At 61.8% G+C, this 15,080-nt stretch carries 17 protein-coding genes; 10 read left to right on the top strand and 7 right to left on the bottom strand.

From position 1 onward, the window contains the following. Positions 1–10: 10 nt before the first annotated feature. The 4 genes from ACTNAU_RS09255 to ACTNAU_RS09240 form a co-directional block, all read right to left on the bottom strand. Entirely contained in the window at positions 11–1,603 is a 1,593-nt protein-coding gene (locus tag ACTNAU_RS09255) for an ABC transporter permease subunit (RefSeq protein ID WP_185915977.1), read from the bottom strand. A 4-nt stretch (positions 1,604–1,607) separates the two neighbouring features. After that, positions 1,608–2,366: an ABC transporter ATP-binding protein gene (locus ACTNAU_RS09250; RefSeq protein WP_185915976.1), complete on the bottom strand. Its 759-nt coding sequence runs from the start codon at positions 2,364–2,366 to the stop codon at positions 1,608–1,610. Positions 2,367–2,393: 27 nt separating this feature from the next. Beyond that, complete coding sequence (locus ACTNAU_RS09245; protein ID WP_441098239.1) at positions 2,394–3,281, bottom strand: extracellular solute-binding protein; 888 nt, start codon at positions 3,279–3,281, stop codon at positions 2,394–2,396. A gap of 280 nt (positions 3,282–3,561) precedes the next feature. Further along, positions 3,562–4,209: a sugar transferase gene (locus ACTNAU_RS09240; protein WP_441098238.1), complete on the bottom strand. Its 648-nt coding sequence runs from the start codon at positions 4,207–4,209 to the stop codon at positions 3,562–3,564. A gap of 416 nt (positions 4,210–4,625) precedes the next feature. Here ACTNAU_RS09240 and spoIIID point away from each other — a divergent pair, with 416 nt between their 5' ends. Beyond that, complete coding sequence (gene spoIIID / locus ACTNAU_RS09235; protein ID WP_185915973.1) at positions 4,626–4,889, top strand: sporulation transcriptional regulator SpoIIID; 264 nt, start codon at positions 4,626–4,628, stop codon at positions 4,887–4,889. A gap of 123 nt (positions 4,890–5,012) precedes the next feature. Here spoIIID and ACTNAU_RS09230 read toward each other — a convergent pair whose 3' ends face one another. Beyond that, the gene (locus tag ACTNAU_RS09230) at positions 5,013–5,768 is read right to left on the bottom strand and encodes a M23 family metallopeptidase (protein WP_185915972.1); all 756 of its coding nucleotides are present in this window, start codon (positions 5,766–5,768) and stop codon (positions 5,013–5,015) included. A gap of 146 nt (positions 5,769–5,914) precedes the next feature. Further along, positions 5,915–6,505, bottom strand: coding sequence for a hypothetical protein (locus ACTNAU_RS09225; RefSeq protein WP_441098236.1), 591 nt, complete (start codon positions 6,503–6,505; stop codon positions 5,915–5,917). A gap of 166 nt (positions 6,506–6,671) precedes the next feature. Between ACTNAU_RS09225 and spoVAC the strand changes: the two genes are divergently transcribed. From spoVAC to spoVAE, 3 genes are read left to right on the top strand one after another with little or no spacing between them, the layout of a single operon-like run. Further along, positions 6,672–7,118 (top strand): stage V sporulation protein AC, encoded by a 447-nt coding sequence (gene spoVAC, locus ACTNAU_RS09220; RefSeq protein WP_185915970.1) that lies wholly within the window; start codon positions 6,672–6,674, stop codon positions 7,116–7,118. A gap of 19 nt (positions 7,119–7,137) precedes the next feature. Continuing rightward, positions 7,138–8,199 (top strand): stage V sporulation protein AD, encoded by a 1,062-nt coding sequence (gene spoVAD, locus ACTNAU_RS09215; RefSeq protein ID WP_256136158.1) that lies wholly within the window; start codon positions 7,138–7,140, stop codon positions 8,197–8,199. A gap of 1 nt (position 8,200) precedes the next feature. Then, a complete protein-coding gene (gene spoVAE / locus ACTNAU_RS09210) occupies positions 8,201–8,557 on the top strand; it encodes a stage V sporulation protein AE (RefSeq protein ID WP_185915968.1) in 357 nt (118 codons plus the stop codon). A gap of 165 nt (positions 8,558–8,722) precedes the next feature. Here spoVAE and rpsT read toward each other — a convergent pair whose 3' ends face one another. Beyond that, positions 8,723–8,983 carry a 30S ribosomal protein S20 gene (rpsT, locus tag ACTNAU_RS09205; protein WP_021659505.1) on the bottom strand — a complete coding sequence of 87 codons (261 nt, stop codon included), beginning with the start codon at positions 8,981–8,983 and terminating at the stop codon, positions 8,723–8,725. A gap of 134 nt (positions 8,984–9,117) precedes the next feature. On the opposite strand from rpsT, the gene gpr reads away from it, so the two are divergent. The 6 genes from gpr to hemW all read left to right on the top strand — a co-directional run bounded on the left by gpr (position 9,118) and on the right by hemW (position 15,038). Continuing rightward, positions 9,118–9,972: a GPR endopeptidase gene (gene gpr / locus ACTNAU_RS09200; protein ID WP_059004525.1), complete on the top strand. Its 855-nt coding sequence runs from the start codon at positions 9,118–9,120 to the stop codon at positions 9,970–9,972. 83 nt (positions 9,973–10,055) lie between these two features. Further along, positions 10,056–11,159, top strand: coding sequence for a stage II sporulation protein P (gene spoIIP, locus ACTNAU_RS09195; protein ID WP_441098235.1), 1,104 nt, complete (start codon positions 10,056–10,058; stop codon positions 11,157–11,159). Positions 11,160–11,197: 38 nt separating this feature from the next. Then, positions 11,198–11,425: a hypothetical protein gene (locus ACTNAU_RS09190; protein ID WP_441098234.1), complete on the top strand. Its 228-nt coding sequence runs from the start codon at positions 11,198–11,200 to the stop codon at positions 11,423–11,425. 196 nt (positions 11,426–11,621) lie between these two features. Continuing rightward, positions 11,622–13,493, top strand: a complete 1,872-nt coding sequence (gene lepA, locus ACTNAU_RS09185) for a translation elongation factor 4 (protein ID WP_441098233.1) — start codon at positions 11,622–11,624, stop codon at positions 13,491–13,493. Between the two features lie 13 nt (positions 13,494–13,506). Continuing rightward, on the top strand, positions 13,507–13,917 hold the full coding sequence (locus tag ACTNAU_RS09180) for a DUF3795 domain-containing protein (RefSeq protein WP_441098232.1): 411 nt from the start codon (positions 13,507–13,509) through the stop codon (positions 13,915–13,917). Positions 13,918–13,940: 23 nt separating this feature from the next. Then, entirely contained in the window at positions 13,941–15,038 is a 1,098-nt protein-coding gene (hemW, locus tag ACTNAU_RS09175; protein WP_441098231.1) for a radical SAM family heme chaperone HemW, read from the top strand. Positions 15,039–15,080 lie beyond the last annotated feature (42 nt).

The raw sequence follows: 15,080 nt of genomic DNA, 5'->3' as shown, positions 1-15,080 counted from the left end.
CCTTTATTCTTTACTTGGCGTATTGGCGCTTGCAGTACGATTTTACCAGAGAGATGACCCCTTTTGCAACAACATTCGACAGGAGGATGACCAGGGAGATAAAGGCGGCGGCCTCAAACATCATGCTGCTCTCCATCTGGTTGATCATCAGGGAGAGGGGCATGGTCTGGGAGCTGTACAGGAAGGCCACGGCGGAGATGGTGATCATCGAGTTGACAAAGAAGTAGCCGAACATCTCGGCGATGGTGTCCAGAGTGCAGGGGACAAAGACGTTCCAGAGCAGCCGCACCCGACCGATCCCCAGGGTTTTGCCCACGTCCTCAAAGTTGGGGTTGAGCTTTTTCATGGCGTTGTGGGCCATCATATAGGGGGAAGAGAAGAAGTGGATGATGTTGACAAACACCAAAATGAGCAGGGTACCCTTTAAAAAGCTGTTGCTGAAGCAGATGACATATCCCAGACCCAAGACGATGCCGGGAATGGCCAGGGAGGCGATGGCGGTCAAGTGGAGCACCTTGGAGACGAGGGCGTTTTTGGTGCGGGCGGTGGTGTAGGCGGTGACGTAGCCCACCACCGTGCCGATGGCTGCCACCAGCAGGGAGATGATGAGGGAGTTGCGGAAGTAACCCCCCATTCCCCGGGAAAAGACCGTCTGGACGTGCGACCAGGTGAAGGTCAAGTCATAGGGGTATTTGGTGAGAACAGTCATGACGGCGAACGAGCCGATGACCAGCAGCACAAAGCCAATGACCAGAATGCAGAAGACCCCCAAAAGGGTATCCCGCAACCGGTTTTTCTTGACGTGCAGCCGCTTGGTGGCAAACCCCAGCCCCTCGCTCTCCTTCTTGCGCAGATCCAGCAAAAAGGTGATGACTGCGGGTAGGAGGAGGATAAAGCCGATAAAGGCGCCCTTGGAGAAGTTGAGCAGGCCGATGACCTCGGTGTAGAGGTAGACCGGCAGGGTCATGAAGCGGCCGCCCACCGCCAGGGGGACGCCGTAGTCGGTAAAGACCATGGTGAAGACCGCAAAGACGGCGGAGACGAGGGGGCGTTTCATGTAGTACATGGTGACGGTGAAGAAGCGGTTGACAGGGGGGACACCCAGCACCTCTGCCGCCTCATAAGGGGTGGCGTCCACGTATTTCATGGCGTCCGAAAGCATCAAAAAGGCCACAGGGAAGGAGTAGAGGATGGACCCCAGAAGGATGCCGGTGAACCCGTAGAGGCCGCTCTCCACCCCCAACAGCTTGGTGAAGAGGCCATTGTAGCCAAAGAGGTTGGTGAGCCCCAGGCCGTGGGAGATGGAGGGGATGAGCATGGGCAGGGTGGCCAAAACGGTGATGAGCCGTTTGCAGGGGATGCGGCTGCGGTTGACCGCCAGGGCCAGCAGATAGGCGATCAGCACCGAAAGAACGGTGGCCGCCAGGGTGACCGACAGGGAGTTGAGGACGGTCTTTCCAAACTGAGGATTTTTGAGGATGCCGCCGATGGCGCTGAGCTTGACCTTGCTGAACATGGCGGCCAGGGGGAGAAAGACGGTGATGGCGAAAAAAGCAATCAGAAGGAATTTGACGGATTTGGAAAACATGCGACTTTTTGCCATATCCCTACACCCCGGCGCTCTCCTGGATGGAGCGGATCTTCTCCTCCAGGTGGACGGTCACAAAGCTGTGAACAAAATCGTTGGCGGGGTGGTGGTAGACCTCTTTCGGGGTGTCCAGCTGCAGGATTTTGCCGCCCTCCATCACCATGATGCGGTCGGACATGGAGAAGGCCTCCTCCTGGTCGTGGGTGACGTAGATCATGGTGATCCCGAATTTGGCTTGAATGTCTTTGATCTCCCGCCGCAGGGTGAGGCGGTTGGCGGCGTCCAGGGCCGACATGGGCTCGTCGAAGAGGACGATGTCGGGGCTGAGGGCCAGGGTGCGGGCGATGGCCACCCGCTGCTGCTGCCCGCCCGAGAGCTTGTGCGGCTTTTTGTTCAGCTGTTCGCTGAGGCCCACCTTCTCGATGATGTCCAGGGCAATGTCGCGGGCCTGTTCCCGTCTGGCTGGGTCGAATTTCAGGGCGTACATGACATTTTGCAGGACGGTCATGTTGGGGAATAGGGCATAGTTTTGGAAGACAATCCCCATCCCCCGATCGGACGGGTGGGCCGAAGAGATATCCCTTCCGTCCTTGTAGATGCTTCCCCCGTCAAATCCCTCGATGCCGATGAGGATGCGCAGCAGGGTGGTCTTTCCGCAGCCAGAGGCCCCTAGGATGGAGAGAAACTCGCCGTCGTTGACGGCGAAGCTGACGTCTTCCAGCACCGGCTTGCCGCCGAATGACTTGGACAGGTGTTCGATGGACAGTTTGGTTCCCATAGCAATTCCTCTTTTTCTTCTCTTTGTTTACGAGTAATACCACCCGTCCAGCAGCTCCATCTTGAGGGCCGAGTCGGCGATGGTGGACATGTTGCCGGAGGGGAGGTCGGCGGGGTAGTTGGGCAGTTTCAGCTCCTGGTCTTTGAGGATCTTGCCGGGACTGAAATAGGCCTTGTCATAGGGAGAAAATTCCTCGTTGAGAAAGCGGAAGACCGCCTGTACGTCGGGATTTGTCTCGCGCCCCTTGATGATGCCGAAACTGGTGGTGTTGTAGGGCGTTCCCTCTGCGGGGGCGATGATTTTTAAGGGCGCCCCCTTGGTGATCTGTTCGGCTGCCTGGAAGACCATGCCCAGGCCGATGGCGGCCTCTCCCTGATTGAGCACCTTGATGGGCCCTGACCCCGATTGGGTAAATTGGCGAATATTGACCTGCATCCGGCCCACATAGGACATGGCTTCTTGGGGTCCCATATCGTTGTACCACTGATTTAAGAACATATAGCCGGTGCTGGAGGTTTTGGGATTGGGCATGATGATCTGATTTTTGTAGATGGGGTTGCAGAGGTCTTCATAGCTGTGGGGTTCGGGAAGTCCCTTTTCCGCCAAAACATCGGTGTTGACAATAAAGGCACCCTCGAATTTTTCCCAGATGAGGTAGCGGGAGTCGGCGCCATTGACCCCGGGCAGGTACCGGTCGGTGGAGACGTCAATGGTGCTCAAGTCCGCCAGGGAGTCACAGATCTGCTCGATCGAGGCGGTCTCCATCCCCAGGACGATGTCGGCCTCGGTGTTGGTGCCCTCCGCCTTGATTTTGGCGGCGCTGTTCCCGGTCGCGATCTGCTGCACAGTGACCTTTAAGTCGGGGAACTTCTCTTTGAGCTGTTTTTCCAACTCGATGTTGCGGTAATCCTCCATAGAGGAGTAGATGACAACACCTGATTTTGGAGATGTATTTGAACGCCCACACCCTGTCAGCGGAAGTAGACAGAGGGAGAGCGCACAGCACAAAATACCCACTCGTTTAAGCAAACGCAAAATAAAATCCCCCTAAATCGTTCAGTTTCTACATAATACTACGCAGATATGAACGATTCAAGGGGATTTGCAAATTTGTTCAATTTTTTATAAAACATGTGACAAATTGGACAAGTCAATGAAAGCTCATTCGACATTTTTCGCCAAAGCGGCAAACGAATCAAGAGACCCGTTTCTGGGAGACAGACTCCTCCTGTGCGGGGACAGCGGTGGTGGGGGCGGATACCTCGTCCCCCTCGGCGTAGTTTTTGCGGGTGAAAACCACATAGACGGTCATAAAGAGGATCTTTAAGTCCTGCCAGAGGGAGAAGTGGCGCAGGTACTCACAGTCCATGGCCACCTTTTTGTCGTCGTCCACCAGGTCGCGGCCGTTGGTCTGGGCAAGGCCGGTGATCCCCGGGCGCAGCTGGTAGACCCCGAAGCTGTGGCGCAGTTGATGGGTGTAGGACTCGGTCACCACCAGGGGGCGGGGGCCGACCAAACTCATGTCGCCCCGCAGCACGTTCCACAGCTGGGGCAGCTCGTCAAGACTGGTGCGCCGCAGCACCTTGCCCACCCGGGTGATGTACTCGGTGGCATTTTTCAGCTCTGCCGTGGCCACATTTTTGGGCGCTTCGGTGCTCATGGAGCGGAATTTGTAGACGCAAAAGACCTTCCCGTCCTTTCCCACCCGCTTCTGGCGGAAGATGGCGGGTCCCCTGGAGTCGAGCCTGACCGCCAGTGCGGTGAGAAGCAGCAGCGGACAAAGGAGGATCAGGGCCACAGCTGAGAGGAGGATGTCCAACAGGCGCTTGAATGCCGCATACACGCGCTGAGTGGGGGTGAGGCGAGGGGATCGTGCAGCCGAAAACGCAGGCGCGGGCGAGAGCCTCTGCGAATCGGTCCCCTGCGCGAGATTTTCAGTGTTGTCCATATGAAAACCCCCAACAAAATAAAAGCTAAACTGATTTACAAATTATGGTTTTTCGTTCGCAAAAAAGTTCTGTAAAAAAGGCACAAAAAGCCACTCGGTTTTTGGCCAAACTGGCTTTTTTTGTGCCGATTAAAGGGTGCTTTTTTTTGAACGAAAACGCATACGATCTTTTCTTTTAATATTATACCGTAAAGGCTTTTTTTCGTCAAATGGGAGAATCCGGCGGCTTCGGGAATGATTGTATCCCTCTGGGCATAGAGATGTACCAATATTGACGCGACGGCCAACGAGAGCCGTGAGAGGGTGAGTGCGTGAAGGGGAATGTGGAAGAGCGGGCCATCTCGCTGGGCAACTTTATTGTGGAGAACAAGACGACGGTGCGGCATGCGGCCAAGGCCTTTGGGGTGAGCAAGTCCACGGTGCACAAGGATGTGTCCGACCGGTTGAAAAAGCTCAACCCCGCCCTCTGTCGAGAGGTCAAAAAGGTGTTGGAGATCAACAAGCAGGAGCGGCATATCCGGGGGGGCCTTGCCACCCGACACAAATACCAGGTGCTAAAGGAAGAGGAGGAGTGACCCCCCTCCCTCCACACTGCGACAAAAAAGAGAGGCCTGTCAGCTGACAGGCCTCTCTTTTTAAAAAGGGCAGTATGATTCGCTGTTTTCTGTGCACAAAAAATAGCGGGGGGACAGCCGGAGTTATTTGGAGAAATAAGCTGCGGGGTCCACGTAAGCGCCGTCTTTTTTGAGCTCAAAGTGCAGGTGGGTGCCGAGCTTGCTCTCCCCGGGGATGGACTGGGCCACCGTGCCGATGACGTCGCCGCTCTTGAGGGTCTGCCCCTCTTTGACGGTGACCTTTTGGGACAGGGACTTGTAGATGCCGGTGGCGCCGCCCTCAAACTGGATCTCCACCACGGTGCCCCAGATGTCGTCGTCCCGCACCGAGGTCACCTTGCCGTTTTGGCAGGCTTTGACCTGGGCCCCGGCCTCGGCCTTGATGTCGATGCCGTTGTGGGTGCGCCAGTCGCCCAGGGTCTGGTCCTTGATCACCTTGCCGTCAGAAAAGGGGTTAACGGTCTCGCCAGAGATGGGCGAGACAAAGACCCCACTGGACGCAGTCTGCTGCGACGCGGGTTCGCTTTGCTGCCCGGCAGAAGCGGGCGAAGAAGAGGATCCCTGCCCCTGCGAGGACGAGGTACTTTGCGAGTTCGACGCGGCGGAGGACGACTTGGGTTGAGAGGTCACCGGCTTTTCCACCACCTCTGTATCGGATGAGTCCCATGAGGGCACCTCCTGGTTGATTTGACTTTGGGGGTCGCCGCTCTGAACGGCGTTTTGAATCAGCGCCCAGGAGGCCAGCCCGGCCCCCAGCAGACAGACCGCCAGAGCGACGTAGAACCCCTTGCCCCGAAGCCATTTTTTCAGGCGGGGCTGGTTGTAGCGTGGGTTTTGCATGTTTTTCACCTCCGACAGTAGTCTTGACAGCCAACTGGTGAGATATGCGCCCGCCGCGGGTTGTTTCGCGCCCGCCGCCCGCTCAAAAATGCGCGCAAAAAACCGCCCCTCTTGCAGAGAAGAGGGGCGGAATGGGCGCCGGTTCGCTATTTCACCTGGTCGCGGGGAACCACTTCCAGGGTGTGGCAGATGGCGTCGAGCACCTCGAAGTGCGCCCTGTAGTGCTCGGGGTCGCCATTGAGGTAGAGGACGTAGAAGTTTTTTGCATCCTCTAAATAGTAGATGCGGCTGGCCACCTTTTTGCCGTCCTTTTCGGTGTCGACGTCATAGCCTTTGGCGGCGTCAAAATGTTCAAAGGTGAACTCCTGCAGGTCGCCGAAGGTCGAATACTTGTGCAGGTATTCCAGCCCGTTGGCGTAGTACAGCTCGATGAACTGGTCCAGAGTCTTGACGCTGCGCTCGGTGAACATCTCGTCGTCCTTGCGGTAGCGGACGATCTGCAGATTGACCTTTTCGTCGACCCAGTCCAGGCCGATGGCGTTTTTGTCCACGCTGGAGAGCTGCTGAAAGTGCTCCTGATAGGCCACGCGCATATAGCCGTCGGCGCTGGTGAAGTAGCCGCTGCCGTCGTAGTCGTAATAGGTGTCGCCGCAGCCGGTGAGCAGCCCCAGGGCGCAGAGTGCAACCGCCGCGATGGCGGCGAATCGGCCCAGGCGGGCGCGAAGGTATTTTTTCATGGAACCCGTTTCCCCCTTGTAAGACATCCAGAGAGCCGCCTTGCCGGCGGCACGGCGGGCTTGCTTGCCCGCTGCTATTGTTACATTGTAGCATATTTTGCCACAAAAACAAGCGGCATAAATCTCCAAGCGGCAAGAAACACTATCGCAAAGGGAGGAATGCCAAATGCAACTGTCCAATATGGAATACGATAAAATGGTCAAAAAATATTCGCCCAACAGCAGCCTCTTCAAAGACTGCGTCTGGGCGTTTGTGGTGGGCGGGGCCATCTGCACCCTGGGCCAGGCGCTCATCGGCCTCTACGGGTACTGGGGGGCGGACAAGCTCACCGCCGCCACCCTCACCTCGGTGAGCCTGGTCTTTTTGAGTGCCCTGCTCACCGGCCTTAGCCTCTACGACAAGATCGCCAACCGCGCCGGCGCCGGCACCCTGGTGCCCATCACCGGCTTTGCCAACGCCGTGGTCAGCCCCGCCCTGGAGTTCAAGAGCGAGGGGATGGTGCTGGGCCTGGGGGCCAAGCTCTTTGTCATCTCGGGGCCGGTCATCGTCTACGGGGTCTCGGCGGCGGTGATCTACGGAGTGATCTACTACCTGATGGGCCTGGTTGCCTGATGCGTTTGGAGGAGATAAGATGATCAAAAAAATCGGCCAGAGGACCCTGGCCTTGGAATCCGCCCCAGCCCTGATCCAGTGGGCGTCGGTGGCGGGCAAACGGGAAATGGAGGGCCCCCTCTCACAGGAGTTCGACTTTGTGACCGGGGACACCAGCTTCGGCGAAAAGACCTGGGAGAAGGCGGAGAGCGCCATCCAGAAAAAGGCGGTCGCCCTGGCGCTGGAAAAGGCGGGGCTGCAAAACAGCGACATCGACTACGTCTTTGCCGGGGACCTGCTCAACCAGTGCATTGCCTCCAGCTTCGGTCTGCGGGAGTTCGGCATCCCCCTCATTGGCCTCTACGGGGCCTGTTCCACCATGGCCGAGAGCCTGTCGCTGGCCAGCATCTTTGCCGCCAGCGGCTGCGCCGACCGCTGTGCGGCCGTGGCCTCGTCCCACTTCTGCACCGCCGAGCGGCAGTTTCGCCTGCCGCTGGAATACGGCGGCCAGCGCACCCCCACTGCCCAGTGGACCGCCACCGCCGGCGGCTGCGTGGTGGTGGCGGCCCCGGGCCAGGGCAGCGGCCCCCGGGTCCGGCACGTGACCATCGGCAAGATCGTCGACCTGGGGGTCACCGACGCCAACAACATGGGCGCCGCCATGGCCCCCGCGGCGGCCGACACCATCAAGACCTATTTGGAGGACACCGGCACCGCCCCCACCGACTACCAGCTGATTTTGACCGGCGACCTGGGGCAGGTGGGCAGCTCCATCCTCTACGACCTGCTGGCGCTGGACCAGATCGACATCGCCCCGGTGCACAACGACTGCGGGCTGCTGATCTACGACCGGCAGAGCCAGGACGTCAAGGCCGGCGGCTCGGGCTGCGGCTGTTCGGCCTCGGTCCTCTGCTCCCTCATCCTGGGCAAGTTTGCCCGGGGAGAGCTGGACAACATCCTCTTCATCGCCACCGGCGCCCTCCTCTCCACCACCAGCTCCGCCCAGGGGGAGAGCGTCCCCGGCATCGCCCACCTGGTGCACATCTCGGCGGACAGGGACCAGCCCACCGGCAAACCCGCTGCCCGGAAAGGGGGGAAGTAGGATGGAGTACCTGAAAGCCTTTGTGGTCGGCGGTCTGCTCTGCGTCATCGGCCAGATTTTGGTGGACAAGACCAAATTGACTCCCGCCCGCATCCTGGTGGGGTTTGTGGTCGCCGGCGTGGTGCTGGGGGCCCTGGGCCTCTACCAGCCCCTGGCCGATTTCGCCGGGGCCGGGGCCACTGTCCCCCTGTCGGGCTTTGGCAACCTGCTGGTCAAGGGCACCAAAGAGGCCGTGGACAGCCAGGGCCTGCTGGGAGCGCTCACCGGCCCCTTGACGGCCGGGGCGGCGGGGATCACTGCCGCCATGTTCTTCGGCCTGTTGGTGGCCCTCATCTTCAAGCCCAAGGACAAGGCCTGATTTTGCGCCGAGAGCGCCGGCCCCCCTTTCCTCCGCCCTTGCACAGGGGGAGAGGGGGACCGGCGCTCTTTGAGAGGGCGAGGGCGGGGCGCTTTGAAAAAAGGGCAATAAAAAAGCAGACCCCCCAAGAGGACTGCTTTTGCGTCACACACTAAAAAGAGACCATTACGCGCTGGCGTTCAGTTTGCGAGCGAGGCTGGATTTTTTCCTGGCAGCGCAGTTCTTGTGAAGAATGCCCTTGGTCACGGCCATATCGATCTTCTTGATGGCGTTGCCAACGACCTCCGCTTTGTTCTCGCTGTTCTTCTCCAAGGCAATCTCGGCAGACTTGATGCTGGAACGCAGAGCGGACTTGATCATCTTGTTGCGCAGGTTCTTGGCCTCGTTGACTTTGACTCTCTTCTTAGCTGACTTGATGTTAGGCATAATCGCACCTCCTTCGCATGGAATCGTACAAGTTATCTTAGCATTTTTGCCGCGGGATTGCAAGGATTTTTTTGAAAAAATCTCGATTTCGCGCCGTATGGGGCAAGTCCCCGCCAAAAAGGAGTGATCAGCAGATGGATATTCGCACCGACCTGGCCATCGAGTGGCTGGACATGGCCGCCGGCCTCGGCCCCGACGACTGGCAGCAGGAGGAGACCGTCGAGGGGGGGATCACCCTCTCCACCACCCGCATCCGCACCCAGGCGGCGGCCGAGCGCATCGGCAAGCCGGTGGGGCAGTACCTCACCGCCAGCTTTTCAAACCTCCTCCACGACGCCGCGCAGAACACCGCCCTGGCAGAGCTGCTGGGGGAGCACCTGAAGCGCCTCCTGCCCGAGAAGGGGGGCGTGCTGGTCCTGGGGCTGGGAAACCCGTCCATCACCCCCGACGCGGTGGGTCCCCGCGCGGTGGAGGGGGTGATGGCGACGCGGCACATCGGCCCGGCCCTGGAAAAGGCCATGGGCATCTCCTTTCGGCCGGTGTCCGCCCTGGCGCCGGGGGTGTTGGGGCAGACCGGGGTCGAGGTGCAGGAGATCGCCCGCGCCCTGGTGCGGGACACCGCCCCGGCGGCCCTGGTGGTGATCGACGCCCTGGCGGCCAAGGCGACCCAGCGGCTGGGGCGGACCGTACAGCTCTCGGATGCGGGGATCGTGCCCGGCTCGGGGGTGGGCAACGCCCGCAGCGAGCTCTCCCAGAACACCCTGGGCATCCCGGTCGTCGCCATGGGGGTGCCGACGGTGGTGGACGTGGGCACCCTGGTGCGGGAGTACACCCAGGAGAACATCGAGGAGGAGCGCTCCCGGATGATGGTCACCAGCAAGGAGATCGACCAGATCATCGCCCGCATCTCCAAGGTGCTGGCCCTGGCGGTCAACCGGGCGCTGCAACCCCACCTCTCGGCCGAGGACATCGCCCTGCTCACCGACTAGGGGCGAATAGGCGGTTTCCCGGCCGGTCATACTGGTGAAGGGGGCGCCATATACTGTACCAACAGACGTGTAGGAGGTGCAGCATGGCGCGCAGTAGGACAAGAACTCCTCCCAAAAGGCGGGGACCGAAAAAGTGGAAGATGGTGCTGGCGGCCTGCACGGTGGTGCTGGCCGTCTGCTATGCCAATTTGGGCAAGATCCTCTCCCTCTGGCAGGGGCTGACCGCCCAAAATCGGGCCATCGTCCAGTCGCTGGAGGGGGGTGTCCCCTCGGAGGAGAGCGGCGAGGGCGGCGCGGTGCTGGAAAAGGGGGAGAGCTGGACCGACTTTTCCGCCCTGCTGCCCCAGACCACCGCCCCCGCGGACACCCCGCCGGAGGGCGCCCAAAAGCCCGAGGGGGCCATGCCCACCGAGGCGGTGGACCTGGCGGTCCAGAGCGGCGTCAACTACCAGTCGGCCTACATCAAAAACAAGACCAGCCTCTCGGACGGGCAGATCGCCGAGCTGCTGGGCACCGGGCCCGGGGCCAAGATCCAGCTGGGCAGCGACCAGCCCCAGGTGCTGATCGTCCACACCCACGCCACCGAGAGCTACGAGCCCTACGACCTGGGCTACTACGACCCGGACGCCAGCTCCCGCAACACCGACAACGCCCAGAACGTCACCCGGGTGGGGGAGGAGATCGCCCGCCAGCTCAACGCCGCCGGCATCAAGACGGTGCAGGACAAAACCCAGCACGACTACCCCCAGTACACCGGGGCCTACGACCGCTCCCGGGAGACCATACAGAGCTACCTCAAAAAGTACCCCAGCATCCAGGTGGTGCTGGACGTGCACCGGGACGCCATTCAGTATTCCGACGGCACCCGGGCCAAGCCCACCACTGTCGTCGACGGGAAGAAGGCCGCCCAGGTGATGTTCATCGTGGGCTGCAACAGCGACAAGACCCCCATCCCCAACTATGAAAAAAATCTGCGCTTTGCCGCCAACTTGCAGTCCAGCCTCGCCCAGAGCTACAACGACTTCATGCGCCCCATCCTCTTTGACTACCGCTTTTACAACCAGGACCTGGCCCCGGCCTGTATCCTCATCGAGGTGGGGGGGCACGGCAACAGCCTGGGGGAGGCGGTCTACTCGGGCCAGCTCATCGGCAAGGGGATGGCCGAATACCTCAAGACCTTGGCGTGAGCGCCGGGGCGGACGAAAAAGAAAAAGGAGCATCTGCTGTGAGCGCAACCAGAAAGTACGCGGCCGCCTTTGTTCTCACCCTGGCGGCGCTGATGGTGACCCTGGCCATGGGGGTGGCCTATCTCAACACCTACCGCATGGTGCACGGGTCGGTGTCCATCCCCCAAATCGACGTGGTCCCATATATAAAGGAAGGGGCGGCCCTCCTCTGGAAGGTCGCCCCCTCGGGGCTGCGGCTGCTCGTCGCCGCCCTCTTTCAGCTGTGAGTGCGCGCCCCCCGCTCTGCCGGGGGGCGCCTTTTTGGCAAAAAAGGCCGCGCGGCGTTGCCTGGGCTCCCCCGGCCGTGGTATAATAACCGCATTGCGACCACCGCCTTCGCCCTTTGACCCAAAAGTGGGGCGGCGGTCATTTGAGTGACATTGACGCGTCGGCCGGGGTCGGCCGACGGACAGGGGGACATCCATGAGCTATCGCGACAACATCCGCAACTTCTCCATCATCGCCCACATCGACCACGGCAAGTCCACCCTTGCCGACCGGCTGCTGGAAGCCACCGAGTCGGTGGCCCAGCGGGAGATGAGCCAGCAGCTGCTGGACAACATGGATTTGGAGCGGGAGCGGGGCATCACCATCAAGGCCCGGGCGGTCAAGCTGGACTACCGGGCCGAGGACGGGCAGGTCTACACCCTCAACCTCATCGACACTCCGGGGCACGTGGACTTCACCTACGAGGTCTCCCGCTCTCTGGCGGCCTGCGAGGGGGCCATTTTGGTGGTGGACGCCACCCAGGGCATCGAGGCCCAGACCCTGGCCAACACCTACCTGGCCCTGGAGCACGACCTGGAGATCCTGCCGGTCATCAACAAGATCGACCTGCCCTCCGCCGACGTGGAGCGGGTGGGGAAGGAGATCGAGAACTTCATCGGCATCGATGCCAGCGAGGCGCCGGCGGTCTCGGCCAAGATGGGGACCAACATCGAGGCGGTGCTCCGCCAGATCGTCAAGCTGATCCCCCCGCCCCAGGGGGACGAGGGCGCCCCCCTGCAGGCGCTGATCTTCGACTCCTTCTACGACAGCTACAAGGGGGTCATCGTCTACATCCGGGTCAAGGAGGGGGAGGTGCGCCCCGGCCAGCGCATCCGGATGATGGCCACCGGCGCCGAGTTCGACGTGGTGGAGGTGGGCTACCTGCGGGCCACCCAGATGGAGAAGTGCGACCGGCTGCGCGCCGGGGAGGTGGGCTATCTCACCGCCAGCATCAAAAATGTGCAGGACACCCAGGTGGGCGACACCGTCACCACCGCCGAGAACGGGGCAGCCGAACCCCTGCACGGCTACCGACAGGTGCAGCCGATGGTCTTTTCCGGCCTCTACCCGGCCGATGGGGCCAAGTACAACGACCTGCGCGACGCACTGGAAAAGCTCAAGCTCAACGACGCCTCCCTCTCCTTTGAGGCGGAGACCTCGGCCGCCCTGGGCTTTGGCTTTCGCTGTGGCTTTTTGGGCCTTTTGCACATGGAGGTCATTCAGGAGCGGCTGGAGCGGGAGTTCAATATGGACCTGGTCACCACCGCCCCCAGCGTGGTCTACAAGGTGGAGCTGACCGACGGCACCGCCAAAGTCATCGACAACCCCATGGACTACCCTGACCCGGCCACCATCGCCCAGGCCTACGAGCCCTTTGTCAACGCCAGCATCTTCTCCCCCTCGGAGTACGTGGGCAACATCATGGAGCTGTGCCAGGAGAAGCGGGGCGTCTTTAAGAACATGGAGTACGTGGACGAAAACCGGGTGGACATCCGCTATGAGCTCCCCCTCAACGAGATCATCTACGACTTTTTCGACACCCTCAAGTCCCGCACCCGGGGCTACGCGTCGCTGGACTACGAGCTGTCGGGCTACCAGCCCTCCAAGCTGGTCAAGTTGGACATCCTCTTAAACGGCGAGGTGGTGGACGCCCTCTCCTTTATCGTCCACACCGACAAGGCCTATGCCCGCGCCCGGCGGATGACCGAGAAACTCAAGGAGCACATCCCCCGCCAGATGTTCGAGGTGCCCATCCAGGCGGCGGTGGGGGGGAAGATCATCGCCCGGGAGACAGTGCGGGCCCTGCGCAAGGACGTGCTCGCCAAGTGCTACGGCGGCGACATCACCCGCAAGAAAAAGCTGCTGGAAAAGCAGAAAGAGGGTAAGAAGAGGATGCGCCAGCTGGGCAGTGTCGAGGTCCCGCAGGAGGCCTTTATGGCGGTGCTCAAGCTCGACAGCGACTCCAAAGGCGCCGTGTGGTCTGCCCGGGGCCCCGCACTGGTTGGTTGGGCGGGCCCCAGGCAGTAAGGGGAGAAACGAGATGAAGATGCCCACTGCCATCCCCGAGGGGATGCTGGCACCCTGTGGGGCAAACTGCCTGATCTGCTATAAGCACTGCCTCTCCCCCCAGCCCTGCGGGGGCTGCCGGGAGGGCGGGGAAGGGATGCCCGCCCACTGCCGCCGCTGCACCATCCGGGCCTGCGCCGAAGGGCGGGGGCTGCGCCTCTGCGCGGCCTGTCCCCTATTTCCCTGCCGGCAGGTGAAGCGGCTGGATCGGAGTTATCGCGCCCGCTACCGGGTCTCTTTGATTGAAAACAGCCGGACGGCGGCAGAGGAGGGGGCGGCCGCCCTGCTGCAAGAGGAGGCGCGCCGCTGGCGGTGCCCCGGGTGCGGCGGGGTCGTCTCCCTGCACGACAGGGTCTGCAGCGACTGCGGGGCGGAGAAGAGATGAGAGAGGCGAGAGGGGGAGCGAGGATGGAGGACCGGCCGCTGGGGGTGTACCTGCACATCCCCTTTTGCAGGCGAAAGTGCAACTACTGCGCCTTCTACTCGGCCCCTGCCGGGGAGGCCGCATGGGAGGAGTACACCGACGCCCTCTGCCGCCACATCTCCCTCTGGGGGGAGAGGCTGGGCCGGCGGGCGGTGGACACCGTCTACTTCGGCGGCGGCACCCCCAGCCTGCTCTGGCAGCAGTTGCCGCGGGTGTTGGCAGAGCTGGGGCGCTGTTTCCAGCTGGACGCCGGGGCGGAGATCTCCCTGGAGGTAAACCCCGGCACGGTGGGGCGGGAGGAGCTGCGAGCCCTGCGCCAAGCGGGGTTCAACCGCCTCTCCCTGGGGGTGCAGTCGGCGGTGGAGGGGGAGCTACGGGCCCTGGGGCGGCTGCACACCGCCGCCGAGGCCATGGCCTGTGTAGAGGCCGCCCGGGAAGTGGGGTTTGCCAACCTCTCGCTGGATTTTATGCTGGGCCTGCCCGGCCAGAGCGAGGAGAGCCTGGAAAGGATGGGGGACTTTGTCCGCCGGGCGGCGCCCCAGCACCTCTCGGCCTACATCTTAAAGGTGGAGGCCGGCACCCCCTTTGGGGAGATGGGGGAGGCGCTGCGGCTGCCCGACGACGACACCGCCGCCGACCTGTACGAGAGCTGTGTGGCCCGCCTCTCCACCCTGGGCTACGGCCAGTACGAGGTGTCGAATTTTGCCCTGCCCGGCTTTGCTTGCCGCCACAACGAGAAGTACTGGAGCCTGGAGGAGTACCTTGGCATCGGCCCGGCGGCCCACTCCCTGTTGGGGGGCGCCCGCTTTTTCTACCCGGCCGACCGGGCGGCCTTTGTGGGCGGGGGGCTGGAGCAGCTCCAGCGGGAGGGAACGCCCGACTGGGAGGAGTACGCCATGCTGCGGCTGCGCACCGCCGCCGGGCTGGACACCGGTCGCGCGGGGCTGCCGGACGGGCTGTTGGAGCGGGCCCGCCCCTTTGAAAAGCCAGGACTGTTGCACATCGACGGCCCGGTCATCCGGCTGACCCCCAAGGGGTTTCTGGTCTCCACCCCCCTTATCGCTGAAATTTTGTACGGCTGAAAAGAGCGGGCCGGGCCACAGGCCCGGGCCCCGCTTTGGGGG

Source organism: Bittarella sp. HCP28S3_D9 (assembly GCF_052065655.1).
Lineage (GTDB): Bacteria > Bacillota > Clostridia > Oscillospirales > Ruminococcaceae > Bittarella > Bittarella massiliensis.
This window is presented reverse-complemented; position numbering and strand designations above follow the sequence as displayed.